This window comes from Tabrizicola sp. (assembly GCF_051645465.1).
GTDB lineage: Bacteria > Pseudomonadota > Alphaproteobacteria > Rhodobacterales > Rhodobacteraceae > Tabrizicola.
Map to the genome: position 1 here is coordinate 1 of NZ_JBOFBI010000083.1, position 14078 is coordinate 14078.

Sequence of the window (14078 nt, forward strand, 5' to 3'; positions counted from 1 at the left end):
AGTACCGCGCCAAGGGGCTGAACAAGGATGACGTCGACGTGGTGGACTTCCGCCGCGAATGCCGAGCCTTTGCCGCCGGTTGGATCGACATCCAGCGCGAGGAGTTCAAGCGGCTGGGGGTGACGGGGAAGTGGGACGATCCGTACCTCACGATGAACTACCACGCCGAGGCCGTGATCGCGGCGGAGTTCATGAAGTTCGTGATGAACGGGAGTCTGTATCAGGGGTCGAAGCCCGTGATGTGGTCGCCGGTCGAGAAGACCGCGCTGGCCGAGGCGGAGGTGGAGTATCACGACCACACCAGCCATCAGGTTTGGGTGGCGTTTAAGGTAAACCAGTTTTTTGCGGTTTCGGTTACGCCCGGAAGTGATGCTGCTGAAGCTGCATCTGATCGGGCAGCTCTCTTGGCGACTTTCCGTGATGCACGAGTGCTCATCTGGACGACAACGCCTTGGACCATCCCGCAGAATAGGGCTGTAGCCTACAATCCTACGATCTCCTACGCGCTTTACCGAGTAACAGAGGTTGCCGAGAACTCCCAAGTAGAAGTTGGCCAAATCGTGCTCATGGCTCGAGAGCGTGCGCCGGAGGTTTTTCTTCAGGCACGCGTTGAGGCGTTCGACTTTGTCCGCGAGGTTAGCGAGACCGAACTTGCAAGCTTGACCCTCGCCCACCCCTTCCGGGGCGTCGAAGGCGGCAATGGCGAATGGGACTACGACGTCCCAATGCTTCCCGGCGATCACGTCACCGACGACGCTGGCACGGGCTTCGTCCACACCGCCCCCAGCCACGGCGATGACGACTATCAGTTGGGCCTGAAGCACGGGCTTCAGATGACCTACAACGTCGAACCCGACGGCTCTTACCGCCCCGACCTGCCGCTTTTCGGGGGACAGCACATCATTCTGCCGGATGGCAAGGAGGGGCCGGCTAACGTCTCGGTCATCAAGCAGCTGGCCTATGCGGGGGCGCTGTTTGCCAAGGGTAAGCTCAAGCATTCCTATCCGCATTCCTGGCGGTCGAAGGCTCCGGTGATCTATCGCAACACGCCGCAGTGGTTTGTGGCCATCGACAAGTCGCTCAACGACGGCATGACCACCTACGGCGACACGATCCGGAAGCGGGCGTTGAACTCGATCAATCAGCTGGTGGAATGGACGCCGGTGACGGGGCGCAATCGCCTCCATTCGATGATCGAGGCGCGGCCGGATTGGGTGCTGTCCCGCCAGCGCGCCTGGGGCGTGCCGCTGACCTGTTTCGTGAAGAAAGGGGCGAAGCCGACCGATCCGGACTTCCTTCTCCGCAACGCCGAGGTCAATGCCCGCATCGTCGCAGCCTTCGAGGAGGAAAGCGCGGATGTTTGGTTTGTGGAAGGATTCAAGGAAAGGGTGCTGGAAGGCATCGTGAATCCGTCGGATTATGTAAAGATCGAGGATGTGCTGGACGTCTGGTTCGACTCTGGCTCCACCCACGCCTTCGTTCTGCGCGACCGGGAGGACGGGACGGCGGACGGGATCGCCGACCTCTACCTTGAAGGCACCGACCAGCATCGCGGCTGGTTCCATTCCAGTATGCTGCAGGCTTGCGGGACCAAGGGGCGGGCGCCTTATCGGGGCGTGCTGACGCATGGGTTCACGCTGGACGAGAAGGGCATGAAGATGTCCAAATCGCTTGGCAACACCACCGCGCCGCAAGAGGTGATCGGCGAGTACGGGGCGGATATCCTGCGGCTTTGGGTGGCGCAGTCGGACTATACGGTCGACCTTCGCATCGGGAAGGAAATCCTGAAAGGGGTGGCCGACAGCTATCGGCGGCTGCGCAACACGATGCGGTTTCTGTTGGGCAACCTTGCTGGGTTCTCCGACGCCGAGAGGGTCGACCCGAAGGATATGCCGGAGCTGGAGCGCTGGGTGCTGCACCGGCTGGCGGAGCTGGATGCGGAGGTCCGCGCCGGCTATGCGAAGTATGACTTCCAGGGCGTGTTCCAGAAGCTGTTCGCTTTTGCCACGACGGACCTGTCGTCGGTCTATTTCGATATCCGCAAGGACAGCCTTTACTGCGATGCGACGACCAGCCTGACCCGGCGGTCGGCGCGGACGGTCTTGGACATCCTGTTCCATCGCCTCACGACCTGGCTGGCCCCGATCCTCGTCTTCACGATGGAGGAGGTCTGGCTGGAGCGGTTTCCCGGCGAGAAGTCCTCGGTGCATCTCATAGACATGCCGGAGACGCCCAAGGCGTGGCGGGATGAGGCGCTGGCGGCGAAGTGGCAGATGATCCGCGAGGCGCGGCGGGCGGTGACCGGGGCGCTGGAGGTGCAGCGGACGGCGAAGGTGATCGGGGCGAGCCTTGAGGCGGCGCCGGTGGTGCATGTCGAGAGCGCGGAGGCGCTGAAGGCGCTGAAATCGGTCGATTTCGCCGATCTTTGCATAACCAGCGGCATCAGCCTGACGGCCGATCCGGCCCCGGCCGAGGCGTTCCGTCTGCCCGAAGTACCGGGCGTGGGCGTGGTGTTCGAGCTGGCGCCGGGTGACAAATGCCAGCGCTGCTGGAAGGTGCTGCCGGACGTGGGCAGCCACAAGCACCCCGGCACCTGTGCGCGGTGTGACGCTGCACTCGGCTGAAACTTTTCCGGGCGGACCGTGGTATCGTCCTTTCATAAGGGGAGGACGACCATGATCTATCAAAGCCCGTATCCGCCGGTCACCCTGACCGGCGAGAGTATCACCGAGCGCATTTTCCGCGGCCTCAAGGGCGATCCGGACCGCGTGGTCCTGATCGACGGGCCCTCGGGGGCCGAGATGACGGCGGGTGCGCTGGCTGACGGTATCCGGCGGCTGGCCGGGGGTCTTCGCGCGCGGGGGATCGGCAAGGGGACGGTTGTCGCGCTGATGGCGCCGAACTCGCCTGAGTACGCGGTGGTCTTCCATGGCATCGCCTATGCCGGGGCCACGGTTACGACGATCAACCCGACCTATACGGCCCCGGAGGTCGCGCATGAGCTGGCGGATTCGGGTGCTTCGCTTCTGATCACGATCCCGGCGTTTCTGGCGACGGCGCGGGCGGCGGCCCCCGAGATGGAGATTGTGCTGATCGGTGAGGCGGAGGGTGTGTTGCCGCTTGCGTCCTTGATGGGCGATCCGTTGGCAGCGCAGGTCCCGATCGACGCGGCAAAAGATGTTGCGGTGCTGCCCTATTCGTCGGGGACGACGGGCCTGCCCAAGGGCGTGCGGCTGACGCACCGGAACCTGGTTGCGAATGTGGATCAGTCGCTGGTCGTCATCGGCTGCAATCCGGGCGAGTGGTCGGTGGGGTTCCTGCCGTTCTTCCACATCTACGGCCAGACGGTGCTGATGAACATGCACCTTGCGGCCGGGGCGGGAGTGGTGACGATGCCGCGCTTCGATCTGGAGCTGTTCCTGACGCTGGCGGCCAAGCACCGCACGCCGACGCTCTTCTGTGCGCCGCCGGTTGCTGTGGCGCTGGCCAAGCACCCGATGGTCGCGAACTTCGATCTGTCGGGGGTAGAGCGCTTCTTTTCGGGCGCGGCCCCTCTGGGTGGCGAGATCGGGGACGCGGTGGCCGCGCGGATCGGGTGTCTGTCTGTGCAGGGCTACGGGATGACCGAGATGAGCCCGGTCAGCCACGCAACGCCAAGGGGTCAGGCGCGTCAGGGGTCGGTCGGGGTTACGATGCCGTCGACGGAATGCCGGATCGTGGTGGACGGGCGGGATGCCGGACCGGGCGAGGCGGGTGAGCTTTGGGTGCGGGGGCCGCAGGTGATGGCGGGCTACCACAACCGGCCTGAAGCGACGGCCGCGACCTTGACCGAAGACGGTTGGCTGAAGACCGGGGACCTGGCCGAGGTGGATGCAGATGGCTACGTCTTCATCCGCGACCGCCTGAAGGAGCTGATCAAGGTCAAGGGCTTCCAGGTGGCTCCGGCCGAGGTGGAGGCGGCCTTGCTGACCTCGCCCATGGTGAAGGACGCGGCCGTCAAGGGTGTGCCTGACGACGAGGCGGGCGAGGTGCCGATTGCCTTCGTCGTGCCCGCCGAAGGGGCCGAGGAAGCCGCCATCCGCGCGCATCTGGCGGCCTGTCTGGCCCCCTACAAGCTGCCGCGGACGATTACCTTTCTGGAGGCGATCCCGAAATCGGCCTCAGGCAAGATCCTGCGGCGCCTGCTGCCGGATGCGGGGTAGACCGCGCCGGGGGAAAGGCTTCGCCGAGGGTGGGTCAGACCCCCCGTGAAGAGTCAGGCCTGAACCGCCGCAGGGAGGTGAGGGGTGCACAGTAGGGAAACGCTGGGCCTTCGCGCGGGCTTCGTCCAGGGTCAGGCCAAGGTGCATGGCCTGAAGCTCGGCGCGGGCAATGCCGAGATCGATCTTGGGGTGACATATGACAGGGCTTATGTACTGGAAGTGAGGTTCTGTGCATCGATCCTACGGTCTGGGCAATCTCTGTCACCCATGCCCGGCATCTGCGCCGCCCTATCCCGGTGGCGGTTTGTTTCTGGTCGGCATGGAGCCGGGACCATTCGGAACTCTCACTCGACCGGCTGGTGAGCGACTGGCGCGAGGGGTGGTCCTGTAACATGGCGGGCCGGAGGGGCAGGCAGATGATGAGCGCAGGGATAGAAGGGCCGTTCGGATGGGTGAGCCTGGTTGAAGAGGACGGGCGGCTGGTGGCGCTGAACTGGCGGGCGGCGGCGGAACCGGCTGAAAGCCCGCTTCTGGCCGAGGGTTTGCGGCAGCTGCAAGCCTACTTCGACCGCAAGCTGACCCGGTTCGATCTGCCGTTTGACTGGGGGACGGGGCTGAACGCCGCCGTGCGCCGGGCGATGGCGGATATCCCCTTCGGCGAGACACGGACCTATGGCCAGATCGCCAAGGTGGTCGGCGCGGCCCCTCAGGCGGTGGGTCAGGCCTGTGGAGCGAACCGGTTGCCGATCCTGATCCCCTGCCACCGGGTGACGGGGACCGACTGGTTCGGCGGCTTCTCGGCGCCCGGAGGGGTGGAGACGAAGGCGGCGCTCCTGCGGCATGAGGGGGCGCTGCTGATCTGACCGCGCTCTTGCGCGCAGCTGATCGGCGGGCAAGGATGTGAGGCAGTGACGCCAGAAAGACTGAACCAATGCACACAGAAGCGGACCGCGCGCCGTTGGCCTGGATGGTTCTGGGCTTTTGCGTTTTCAGCTTCGGCTTTGCCCTGCTGCTTGTGTTTGTCGGCGCACTGTCGGGTAACCGGGCAGACCTCCTCGCCTACGAGCTGGTCGAACTCAGTTCGGCGGCGGCAGTGGGGAAACTGGCAGCGCGTCGTACCCGCCGAAGGCTGCTATTGGCTGAAAAGGCCAAGTTTGCGTTGGGAGCTGTGTTGGTGAGCCGTCTGATCGGGAGCCTGTTTTTCTTGATGCTTCTTGCCTACACTGGCGAGCCCAACCCGGTCGAAACGCTTCTCAGAAACTGGAGCCTTGACCCGGACTCGCCCGGCGCAAGGTCAGACCCGCTGCTTTGGCTCATGGCTCTGGATTTCGTCCTTTCCGTATTTCTCATTTTGATCGCTGTCGGTTGGGGAGCAAGGGCCGAAGTCAGGATGCAAGGCTTTCTGGTGTCACGCCGCCTGTCTGGCGATGTTCCAGAGTGATGGGGCAAGTTGTCTGCCCCCTTTTTCTAGAAGACCTCAGTCTTGGGGGATTTGGCGTCCGGCTGGGTGAAGATCAAAGCGCTGCTGATCTGACAATCCTTACTTGTCTTCGTCCGCATTCGGAGGCGAGATGTTCAGCAATGCTAACATAACCGAGGGACAACAAATGACCGGAACGACCAATCGCATACCCATGGGAAAGATGCTGGCCATCTTCCTGGCAACACTTGTCTTCGGCAACCTGCTTATTGCTGCAGTCGTGTATTTCTTCCCCGATCTGAATATGCCGGCGTCGGTCGGGATCATTATTGCGGCGGTCGCAGCAATGGCTGCCGGTGCACCAGCCGGTCAGGCGACCGGTCGCCGCATGACCGCCGGAGAGAAGGCGACGTTTGCTGCCTTCGCCACCATACTTGCGGTGCTTCTTGTTGTCGCCATGGCGTGGGGGACCCTTACCTATTTCGGCCTGCCGTTCACGCTGCAGAACTCGATCGGCATGTTTGTCGGAGAGCTGGTGCCCGAAGCCGAGATCAGGCAGATCTTTCCGTGGGTGGCGCTCTTCGGAGTGGTGGTGAACTTTCTGATCTTCTTCTTCGGCGTTGGCTTCGGCGCGCGCAATCAGATCAAACAGGCCGAGAGACTTGCGGCCAAGGGCAAGTAAGCGCGGCTGAGCCTGTCGACCTTAAGGTCCGCACCTATTCCCCGGCTTGCGTGCCGCAGGCCGGGGGCTTACGCCTGCGTGTGACAGTTTCATGACGGGTGCGCTTTGACCGCTGGCGTCTTTCTTGCCGTCCTTGCCGCGGCTTTCATTCACGCGCTCTGGAATGCGCTGATCAAGACCGGGGCCTCGAAGCAATCGGCGATGCTGATTTTGGGGGTCAGTCAGGCGTTGAGCGGCGCCTGCATCGCCTTCTGGAAAGGCGTGCCCGCCGATGCCGCCTGGCCATGGCTTGTCGCCTCCGGGGTGATTCACATGTGCTACCAGCTGAACCTTGGCTACGCTTACGAACATGGCGACCTCAGCCGCGTCTATCCCATCTCGCGGGGGACTGCGCCGATGATCGTGCTGATCGTAAGCTCGATCTTCCTGGCCGATGTCCTGACCGATATGGAAGTGGCCGGCGTTGTCGTCCTGGGTTTCGGGATCCTCATGATGGTGCGGGGCGTCTTTACCGGGGGGGAGTCGCGCAAGATGCTGCCCTTTGCCCTGGGCGCGGCGGCGGCGACGGCGGGATATTCGATCACCGACGGCATGGGCGCGCGGGCGGCGGGGGACGCGGTGCTCTATGTCGGCTGGCTGATGATGATCGCGGCGGTGTTCTACATCCCCGCGGCGGTCGCGCAGAAGGGGACGGTCCTCTTTCGCGCGCCGCCCAAGGCATGGGCCATGGGCACCCTTGCCGGGGCGCTGTCTTGCGCGGGCTACGCCATAGCCGTCTGGGCGATGACCGTGGCGCCGATTGCCCTGGTCGCGGCGCTGCGGGAGACGTCGATCCTCTTTGCCGTGCTGATCGGCTGGCTGGTCTTCGGTGAGAAGATGACGCCGGGCAAGGCGTTGGCCGCAACGGTGATCGTGGCCGGGGTGATGCTGACGCGGCTGTAAGGGAATGCTCCTCGTTCGCCTTCGGCTCCTCCTCGCGGGCCGACCGGCGAGGAGGAGCCGAAGGCGAACGAGGAGCGTTTGTCTCAGCGCACCCGGCGGATGCCCTCAGGGATGATCTGCTGCGCGATGCCGGCAAGGCAAAGGTAAAGCGACGTCAGCACCAGAAGCCATTTCGCGATGGGGCCTTCCTCAAAACCCCACCAGGCAGCCCAGGCGGCAAGCACGATCCAGGCGACGGTGACCGCCAGCGAAATCTGGTGCCAGCGGTTCGTACGGACCGGGTGGATGAACTTCAGGTTGGTGAACATGGTGATCGTCAGAAGGACAACGACCAGAAGGATCACCATCTCGCCCGGCTTCGTGGCAAAGAGCACCAGGACCACCATGTTCCAGCAGGCCGGGAAGCCTGCGAAACTGTTGTCCTTGGTCTTCATCCTGGTGTCGGCGAAATAGATGACCGAGCCGAAGCAGATGACGATGATAGCAAGCCACCCGGTCCAGCCGGGCAGAAGGCCGGACTGGAACAGCGCGAAGGCCGGGATGAAGACATAGGTCAGGTAGTCGACGATCAGGTCCATCAGGACGCCGTCATAGGTGGGCCAGTTCTTGTGGACCTCGTACTTCCGCGCGAGTGGCCCGTCGATCCCATCAACGATCAAGGCCACGACCAGCCAGAGGAACATCAGGCTCCATTCCGTTTTCACCGCCGCCAGCATGGCAAACATCGCCAGCACCGCGCCCGAGGCGGTGAGAAGATGAACGGCAAGAGCTTGCAGGCGCGGGGTCATCGGCTTTTGATGGCGGATATTGGGGTCATTCGCAACAGTCAGGGTGCGTCAAGTCAGGCGCGCGGGTGGGCTTTTTCGTAGACCTCCATCAACCGGGCGGCATCGACGGCGGTATAGGCCTGCGTGGTGGAAAGCGAGGCGTGGCCCAGAAGTTCCTGGATGGCCCGGAGATCGCCCCCCGCTGACAGAAGGTGCGTGGCGAAGCTGTGGCGCAGCGCGTGGGGCGTTGCCGTGGCGGGCAGGCCAAGGCGCAGGCGGGCGCGTTCCATGGCGCCCTGGATCAGGCGGGGATTGACCGGACCGCCGCGCGCGCCGCGGAAAAGGGGTGCGTCGGGGGTCAGATCGTAGGGGCAAAGCTGTGCGTAGGCCTGAACCGCCTGGGCCGCGGCGGGGATCACCGGGACGAGCCGGGTCTTGCCGCCTTTGCCGGTAATGCGGAGAGTGCCGGGCAGCGGATGGTCGGTGCCGGTGAGCGACAGCGCCTCGGAGATGCGGAGGCCGAGACCGTAAAGGAGGGTGGCAATGGCGGTGTCGCGGGCGGCGATCCAGTCTTCGCGGGCGTCTTCGCCGATCTCGGTCAGGATCGTGGCGGCGCTGTCTTCGGGAAGGGGGCGGGGGAGTTTCCGGCGGAACTTCGGGCCGCGGGCGGAAAGGACGGTGGTTGCATCGGTGCCGGTCCGGTCGGCGGCCCAGGCGGTGAAGCTTTTCACGGCCGAAAGCGCGCGGGCGAGCGAGCGGGCGGAGAGGCCGCGTCCGCGTTCCTCGGCCATCCAGGCGCGGAGGTCGGACTGGTTGATGTTGGCGACCTTGGCGATGCCTTCCGCGCCACCGCGATGATTGGACAGGAATTTCAGATAACGGGCGACATCGCGGCGGTAGGCCTCGATCGTCTTGGCCGCCGCTCCCTCCAGGGCCGCAAGCTGGGCAAGCCACTGCGACAGGGCTGCGCCCAGAGCGGGTGCAAGGAACGGATCGGCGGTCAGCCGAGCCACCGGCGCATCGCGCGTTCGAAGATACCGGCAAAAAAGGCCAGAAGGTCAGTGCCTTGCGTCGTCTTGAACTGGTTGGGGTCCTCCGCGCCGAAGACCAGCATGCCGGGCAAACGGCCCGGCCCTAGGTCAAGCTTCATCAGCGCTTCCGAGCGGATTTCATCGACCCGCGGGCCGTAGATCGTGGCGGCAAGTGCGGTGACGGACCGCAGCACGACGGGGCGGCCGGGGCCGTTGCGGCCGTTGGTCAGGTAGTTGCCGACAAAGCCGCGCTGGGTGATCTGCAGCACCTCGCCGAGGCGGCGGACGGTGGGGTCGCTGATGCCGTCCTCCTGCACCGTCTCGAGAACCAGGCGGACGAAATCCACCCGAAGCGTCTGCGCGACATCCTCGGTAAGCGCCTTCATGAAGGCTTCGAAGTTCGTGGAATCAAGGAGTTGCAGGATCGCGCGGTGAACCTGATTGGTCCCCGCAAGGTTTTCATACGCCGCGGCGATGACGGACCGGTGGGTGTCTTCCAGGCGGTCGAGGCGGGTTTCCAGGCGCTGCATGGCGATGCCGCGGAGGTCGATGATGTTGTCGCCCATGTTGCGCTCGTTCGCGGCGACTAGGGCATTCATCACGTCCCGATCCTCGAGAAGCCGTTCTGGTTCAGCAAGGATCCGGTCGCGCAGGTCGGGTTCGATCATTTGGCTCGCCAACGGGTTTTGGGCATGATTTCCGTGCACTATAGGCGAATGCTGAAGTGGTTGGCGACAGGTTTCTTGGCCGCGCCGGTTGGGACTGGGCAGGGATGCAACAGTTGCTGCCCTCCGGAACCTTCCGACGAGGTTGGCGATCTTGGTTTCGTCTTGGTTTCGTCTCGGCGCGCGGAGGCCATCGGCGGCGTTAACGGATTTGGCGGACAGTGGGGGCCGCAAAGGAGCCAGCCCCATGCCTGACCTTCGGAAACAGACGCGCCGGCAGCGGGCACAGATGACCTACATGATGGACGTCATGCGGCGTCTGGAAGAGGACTTCCACAGCGCCATCGAGCGGACGGGGCGCATTCCGGCCGAATGGTATGAGATCGCCGTGCGCAAGGGCCCGGGGGGTGGTGGAGGTCAACGTCGCGCTTGATGCGGATGTGGCGAAGTTCTTCAGGTCGATGGGGAGGGGCTATCGGCTGCGGATCAATGAGGTGCTGCGGAGCTACATGGACGCGCGGCTGGCGGGGGTGATCCGAGGGGCGGAGACGCTGAACTATCACCGCCGGCGGGACGAGTATGGGTACGGCGAGCCGAAGCCTGCGTTCGGGGAGTTCTCGGGGGTTGCCGGGGGAGAGTGGGAGGACGAGGGGCTGGAGGTGGAACAGCCAGAGGCGGCGTTCATGCAGCAGGTGTATCAGCGGCGGCGTGCGGCGGACGGGGGGCGGGTGGGGGAGGATGAGGTGCCGTTGGTAAGGTGAGAGGGGGCGAGCGTAAGGGTGTGGACGCTGGTGATGTTGCGTGAAATCGCGCACCCTAGGAGTCGCGACTGAGCAAGTCCAAATCCAATCAGTCGCAGCTCTGGAAGTTTGACTCCAAGCACTGCTGCGCACGGCGCTTGGCTTCCGCTACGGCGTCGGCGGTCATCTTTCTTGCGACACGATCCCGCTCCTCTACGACCCCACTGATGGTGTCGGCGTCGGCGGCGACGCTAAGCCACATGTACGCCAGTATACTGTCCTGGGTCACGCCATAGCCGGCGGCATACGCCTGACCGAGAGCATAGTGGGAGTTTGTATGCCCCTGCTTCGCGGCCATCCTGATCCATCGCACGGCCTCGACGTAGTCCTGCTCTACGCCCAAACCCATCGCATACATCTTGCCGTAGGAAAACTGGGCGCTGGCGTGTCCCTGTTCTGCGGCGCTCCGGTACCATCGCAAAGCCTCGGCGTAGTCCTGCGCTGCACCTTTAGCTAGGTGATACATCCTTGCAAGTTCGTACTGGGCTTCTGTGTGTCCCTGCTCTGCTGCCATCCGATACCATCGCATGGCCTCGGTCTCGTCCTTCGTAGCGCCCATTCCATAGTGATAAGCGTAGGCAAGTTCGTGCTGCGCTTGGGCGTGTCCTTGCTCTGCGGCCATCCTGAACCAGCGAGCAGCCTCTAACTCGTCCGCCTCCGGCCAGAGGCCGTGATAGTACATGACGCCGAGCCAGTACTGGGCATCGGCCTGTCCCTGCTTTGCCAGGAGCTGCCATATGGTGAAGGCAGTTTGATAGTCAGTCGCTGCGTAGGCTTTCGATGCGCTTTCGTGGTCTTGTGCCAGGCTTGTCATGGGGATAGCCCACAAAATGAGCGCGGTTACGAAACTTCTAAAGAGCAACGCAAACCTTCCTTCCCGAGCGTTCCTTTGAGATGTCCTCTGTGCCCGCATTTTCTGGCATGGGCTGTTCCGCCACGCGTATTTGAGGCTAGCGGATGACCTTTGCTGCGACAAGCACGTAAGGCGAGGCAGGTGCGCGCGACAGCGCTTTCCGCTCTGTTCGACGGTGCGCTTTAGCACACCCTGCGAAACGGTTTCTGCGTGCCAAGTGAGTCGGGGCGAACCCCCGACTTACGTCGGCGGGGTGTTCGGGTCAGAGGATCTTCTGGCCGGTCTTGGCCCAGTCTTTCAGGAACTGCTCCAGGCCCTTGTCGGTCAGGACGTGGCTCGCCAGCGCCTTGATCACGTTCGGGGGGGCGGTGACGACGTCGGCTCCGATCAGGGCGCAGTCCTTGACGTGGTTCGCGCTGCGGATCGAGGCGGCGAGGATCTGGGTTTTGTAGTCGTAGTTGTCATAGATCGTGCGGATGTCGCCGATGAGGTCGAGGCCGTCGAGGTTGATGTCGTCGAGCCGGCCGATGAACGGCGAGATGAAGGTCGCTCCGGCTTTGGCGGCGATGAGCGCCTGGTTGGCGGAGAAGCAGAGGGTGACGTTGACCATGAAGCCCTCGGCCGTCAGGGTCTTGCAGGTCTTGAGGCCGTCCCAGGTCAGCGGCACCTTGACCGCGATGTTCGGGGCGATGGCGGCGAGTTTGCGGCCCTCGGCGATCATCTCGGGGGCGGTGAGGGCGACGACTTCGGCGGAGACGGGGCCTTTGACGAAGGAGCAGATCTCCTTGGTGACCTCAAGGATATCGCGGCCGGATTTCAGGATCAGCGAAGGGTTGGTGGTGACGCCGTCGACCATGCCGAGGTCGTGAAGCTCACGGATGGCGTCCACGTCGGCGCTGTCGATGAAGAATTTCATGGGGGCCTCTCCTGCAGTAATACGGGGCGTCGGGTTGCGGGGGGCGCAACTCGGGGGTTGTATGCTCTTGGGGGCGGGTTTACCCCAAACGGCTTCAGAGCGAAAGGTGGCGGGTTGGCGGATCGGGTCTATCAGGCGGGCGATCTGGTCGGGGTGCTGACGACCGAGCCTTTGGGGCGGGTCCTCGACTATCGCGCGCCGGAGGGGGGGTGCGGGGACGGGGATTTCGTCGAGGTGCCGTTGGGGCCGCGCCGGGTGCTGGGGGTGGTCTGGGGGCCGGGGGAGGGGACGTTCGATCCTTCCAAGATCCGGCCGGTGGGCCGGGTGCTGGAGGCGCGGCCGATGCGGGAGGAGCTGCGGGTATTTCTGGCGCGGGGGGCGGATTACACGCTGACTCCTTTGGCCGCGATGCTGCGGCTGGCGACGCGGACTCCGGGGTTGGGGGAGCCCCCGTCCACGCGGCGGGTGTACCGGCTGGCGGGGCCGGTGCCGAACGCTTTGACGGATGCGCGGCACCGGGTGATCGAGGCGTTGCGGGAGTTTGGTCTGGCGCCGGTGACGTTGGGCGAGCTGGTGGAGGCGGCGGGGTGCGGGGCGTCGGTCGTGAAGGGGCTGGTGAAGCTGGGGGTGGTGGCGGAGGAGGAGGCGCCGCGGGATACTCCGTATCCTCGGCTTTCGCCCGGGCTGGCGGTGCGGCTGGAGGGGGATCAGGTGGCGGCGGGGGATGCGCTGGTCGCGGCGGTGGCGATGGGGGGGTATTCGGCGACCTTGTTGAAGGGGGTGACGGGGTCGGGGAAGACGGAGGTCTATCTGGAGGCGGTGGCGGAGTGTCTGCGTAGCGGTCGGCAGGCGTTGGTGCTGCTGCCGGAGATTGCTTTGACGGCGGAGTTTCTGACGCGCGTGGAGGCTCGGTTCGGGGCGCGGCCGGCGGAGTGGCACTCCGGGGTCACGATGACCGAGCGGCGGCGGTTGTGGCGGATGGTCTCGGAGGGGGAGGCGGGGCTGGTGGTGGGCGCGCGGTCGGCGCTGTTCCTGCCGTTCCAGGACCTGGGGCTGATCGTGGTCGATGAGGAGCATGACAGTTCCTACAAGCAGGGGGATGGGGTTCTGTACCATGCGCGCGACATGGCGGTGCTGCGTGCCTCGGTCGCGGGGTGCCCGGTGGTCTTGGCCTCGGCGACGCCCTCGCTGGAAAGCTGGGCGAATGTGGAGGCGGGGAAGTACCGGCGGCTGGAGTTGGGGTCGCGCTTCGGGGCGGCGGAATTGCCGGAGATGGGGGCGATCGACATGCGGGCGGAGCGGTTGCCGTCGGACCGCTGGATCTCGCCGACTTTGGCCGCGAAGGTGGAGGCGGTGGTGGCGCGGGGGGAGCAGGCGCTGCTGTTCCTGAACCGGCGGGGGTTTGCTCCGGTGACCTTGTGTCGGGCGTGTGGGCATCAGGTCGGCTGCGACCAGTGCGACGCGCGGATGGTGGAGCACCGGTTCCAGAAGCGGCTCGTCTGCCACCAGTGCGGGGCGACGAAGCCGGTACCTTTGGCTTGTCCCTCGTGCGGGGTCGAGGGGCGGATGGCGGCGGTCGGGCCGGGGGTGGAGCGGCTGGCCGAGGAGGTGGCGGCGCGGTTTCCTTCGGCTCGCGTTGTCGTGCTGTCGTCGGACCTGTTCGGTTCGGCACGGGCGTTGAAGGAGGCGATTGCGGGGATTGCTTCCGGGGGCGCTGACATCATTATCGGGACGCAGATCGTGGCCAAGGGGCACAACTTTCCGCTGCTGACGCTGGTGGGGGTGATCGACGCGGACCTG

Annotated in this window: 14 protein-coding genes; 9 read left to right on the top strand and 5 right to left on the bottom strand. The window is 64.7% G+C overall.

The window, feature by feature from the left end:
- The 6 genes from ileS to ACRCSW_RS05525 form a co-directional block, all read left to right on the top strand.
- Window positions 1-2624 (top strand): isoleucine--tRNA ligase (gene ileS / locus ACRCSW_RS05500; RefSeq protein ID WP_438703270.1); only part of this gene is annotated, 2624 nt, incomplete at its 5' end.
- Window positions 2625-2675: 51 nt separating this feature from the next.
- On the top strand, window positions 2676-4202 hold the full coding sequence (locus ACRCSW_RS05505) for an AMP-binding protein (protein WP_438703272.1): 1527 nt from the start codon (window positions 2676-2678) through the stop codon (window positions 4200-4202).
- A gap of 419 nt (window positions 4203-4621) precedes the next feature.
- Complete coding sequence (locus tag ACRCSW_RS05510) at window positions 4622-5065, top strand: methylated-DNA--[protein]-cysteine S-methyltransferase (protein ID WP_438703291.1); 444 nt, start codon at window positions 4622-4624, stop codon at window positions 5063-5065.
- Between the two features lie 95 nt (window positions 5066-5160).
- The gene (locus tag ACRCSW_RS05515) at window positions 5161-5643 is read left to right on the top strand and encodes a hypothetical protein (protein WP_438703274.1); all 483 of its coding nucleotides are present in this window, start codon (window positions 5161-5163) and stop codon (window positions 5641-5643) included.
- Window positions 5644-5809: 166 nt separating this feature from the next.
- Window positions 5810-6304 carry an ABZJ_00895 family protein gene (locus tag ACRCSW_RS05520; RefSeq protein WP_438703276.1) on the top strand — a complete coding sequence of 165 codons (495 nt, stop codon included), beginning with the start codon at window positions 5810-5812 and terminating at the stop codon, window positions 6302-6304.
- A 105-nt stretch (window positions 6305-6409) separates the two neighbouring features.
- The gene (locus ACRCSW_RS05525) at window positions 6410-7246 is read left to right on the top strand and encodes an EamA family transporter (RefSeq protein WP_438703278.1); all 837 of its coding nucleotides are present in this window, start codon (window positions 6410-6412) and stop codon (window positions 7244-7246) included.
- A gap of 83 nt (window positions 7247-7329) precedes the next feature.
- Here ACRCSW_RS05525 and ACRCSW_RS05530 read toward each other — a convergent pair whose 3' ends face one another.
- Genes ACRCSW_RS05530 through ACRCSW_RS05540 form a run of 3 tightly spaced genes read right to left on the bottom strand, consistent with a single transcriptional unit; the run spans window position 7330 to window position 9712 of the window.
- The gene (locus tag ACRCSW_RS05530; RefSeq protein ID WP_438703279.1) at window positions 7330-8034 is read right to left on the bottom strand and encodes a CDP-alcohol phosphatidyltransferase family protein; all 705 of its coding nucleotides are present in this window, start codon (window positions 8032-8034) and stop codon (window positions 7330-7332) included.
- 53 nt (window positions 8035-8087) lie between these two features.
- Window positions 8088-9026 (bottom strand): tyrosine recombinase XerC, encoded by a 939-nt coding sequence (locus ACRCSW_RS05535; RefSeq protein ID WP_438703280.1) that lies wholly within the window; start codon window positions 9024-9026, stop codon window positions 8088-8090.
- The gene (locus tag ACRCSW_RS05540; protein WP_438703281.1) at window positions 9014-9712 is read right to left on the bottom strand and encodes a DUF484 family protein; all 699 of its coding nucleotides are present in this window, start codon (window positions 9710-9712) and stop codon (window positions 9014-9016) included. Before ACRCSW_RS05540 ends, ACRCSW_RS05535 begins: the two co-directional genes overlap by 13 nt.
- A 244-nt stretch (window positions 9713-9956) precedes the next feature.
- Between ACRCSW_RS05540 and ACRCSW_RS05545 the strand changes: the two genes are divergently transcribed.
- Together ACRCSW_RS05545 and ACRCSW_RS05550 are read left to right on the top strand one after the other, a co-directional pair.
- On the top strand, window positions 9957-10142 hold the full coding sequence (locus tag ACRCSW_RS05545) for a hypothetical protein (RefSeq protein ID WP_438703282.1): 186 nt from the start codon (window positions 9957-9959) through the stop codon (window positions 10140-10142).
- A complete protein-coding gene (locus tag ACRCSW_RS05550) occupies window positions 10117-10470 on the top strand; it encodes a BrnA antitoxin family protein (RefSeq protein WP_438703284.1) in 354 nt (117 codons plus the stop codon). The genes ACRCSW_RS05545 and ACRCSW_RS05550 overlap by 26 nt, the downstream gene beginning before the upstream one ends.
- An 88-nt stretch (window positions 10471-10558) precedes the next feature.
- Here the strand turns inward: ACRCSW_RS05550 and ACRCSW_RS05555 are convergent, their stop codons facing one another.
- Together ACRCSW_RS05555 and fsa are read right to left on the bottom strand one after the other, a co-directional pair.
- The gene (locus tag ACRCSW_RS05555; protein ID WP_438703286.1) at window positions 10559-11323 is read right to left on the bottom strand and encodes a tetratricopeptide repeat protein; all 765 of its coding nucleotides are present in this window, start codon (window positions 11321-11323) and stop codon (window positions 10559-10561) included.
- Between the two features lie 301 nt (window positions 11324-11624).
- Window positions 11625-12278: a fructose-6-phosphate aldolase gene (fsa, locus tag ACRCSW_RS05560; RefSeq protein ID WP_438703287.1), complete on the bottom strand. Its 654-nt coding sequence runs from the start codon at window positions 12276-12278 to the stop codon at window positions 11625-11627.
- A 114-nt stretch (window positions 12279-12392) separates the two neighbouring features.
- Here fsa and priA point away from each other — a divergent pair.
- Window positions 12393-14078: replication restart helicase PriA (gene priA / locus ACRCSW_RS05565; RefSeq protein WP_438703289.1), on the top strand; the 1686-nt coding region annotated here is incomplete at its 3' end.

What these genes read in the sequence shown, in the direction of transcription:
- ACRCSW_RS05520 (WP_438703276.1), top strand. Translation starts at nt 5,810, where the DNA reads ATGACCGGAACGACCAATCGCATACCCATGGGAAAGATGCTGGCCATC.
- ACRCSW_RS05510 (WP_438703291.1), top strand. Translation starts at nt 4,622, where the DNA reads ATGAGCGCAGGGATAGAAGGGCCGTTCGGATGGGTGAGCCTGGTTGAA.
- ACRCSW_RS05530 (WP_438703279.1), bottom strand. Translation starts at nt 8,034, where the DNA reads ATGACCCCGCGCCTGCAAGCTCTTGCCGTTCATCTTCTCACCGCCTCG.
- ACRCSW_RS05545 (WP_438703282.1), top strand. Translation starts at nt 9,957, where the DNA reads ATGCCTGACCTTCGGAAACAGACGCGCCGGCAGCGGGCACAGATGACC.
- ACRCSW_RS05540 (WP_438703281.1), bottom strand. Translation starts at nt 9,712, where the DNA reads ATGATCGAACCCGACCTGCGCGACCGGATCCTTGCTGAACCAGAACGG.
- ACRCSW_RS05555 (WP_438703286.1), bottom strand. Translation starts at nt 11,323, where the DNA reads ATGACAAGCCTGGCACAAGACCACGAAAGCGCATCGAAAGCCTACGCA.
- ACRCSW_RS05505 (WP_438703272.1), top strand. Translation starts at nt 2,676, where the DNA reads ATGATCTATCAAAGCCCGTATCCGCCGGTCACCCTGACCGGCGAGAGT.
- fsa (WP_438703287.1), bottom strand. Translation starts at nt 12,278, where the DNA reads ATGAAATTCTTCATCGACAGCGCCGACGTGGACGCCATCCGTGAGCTT.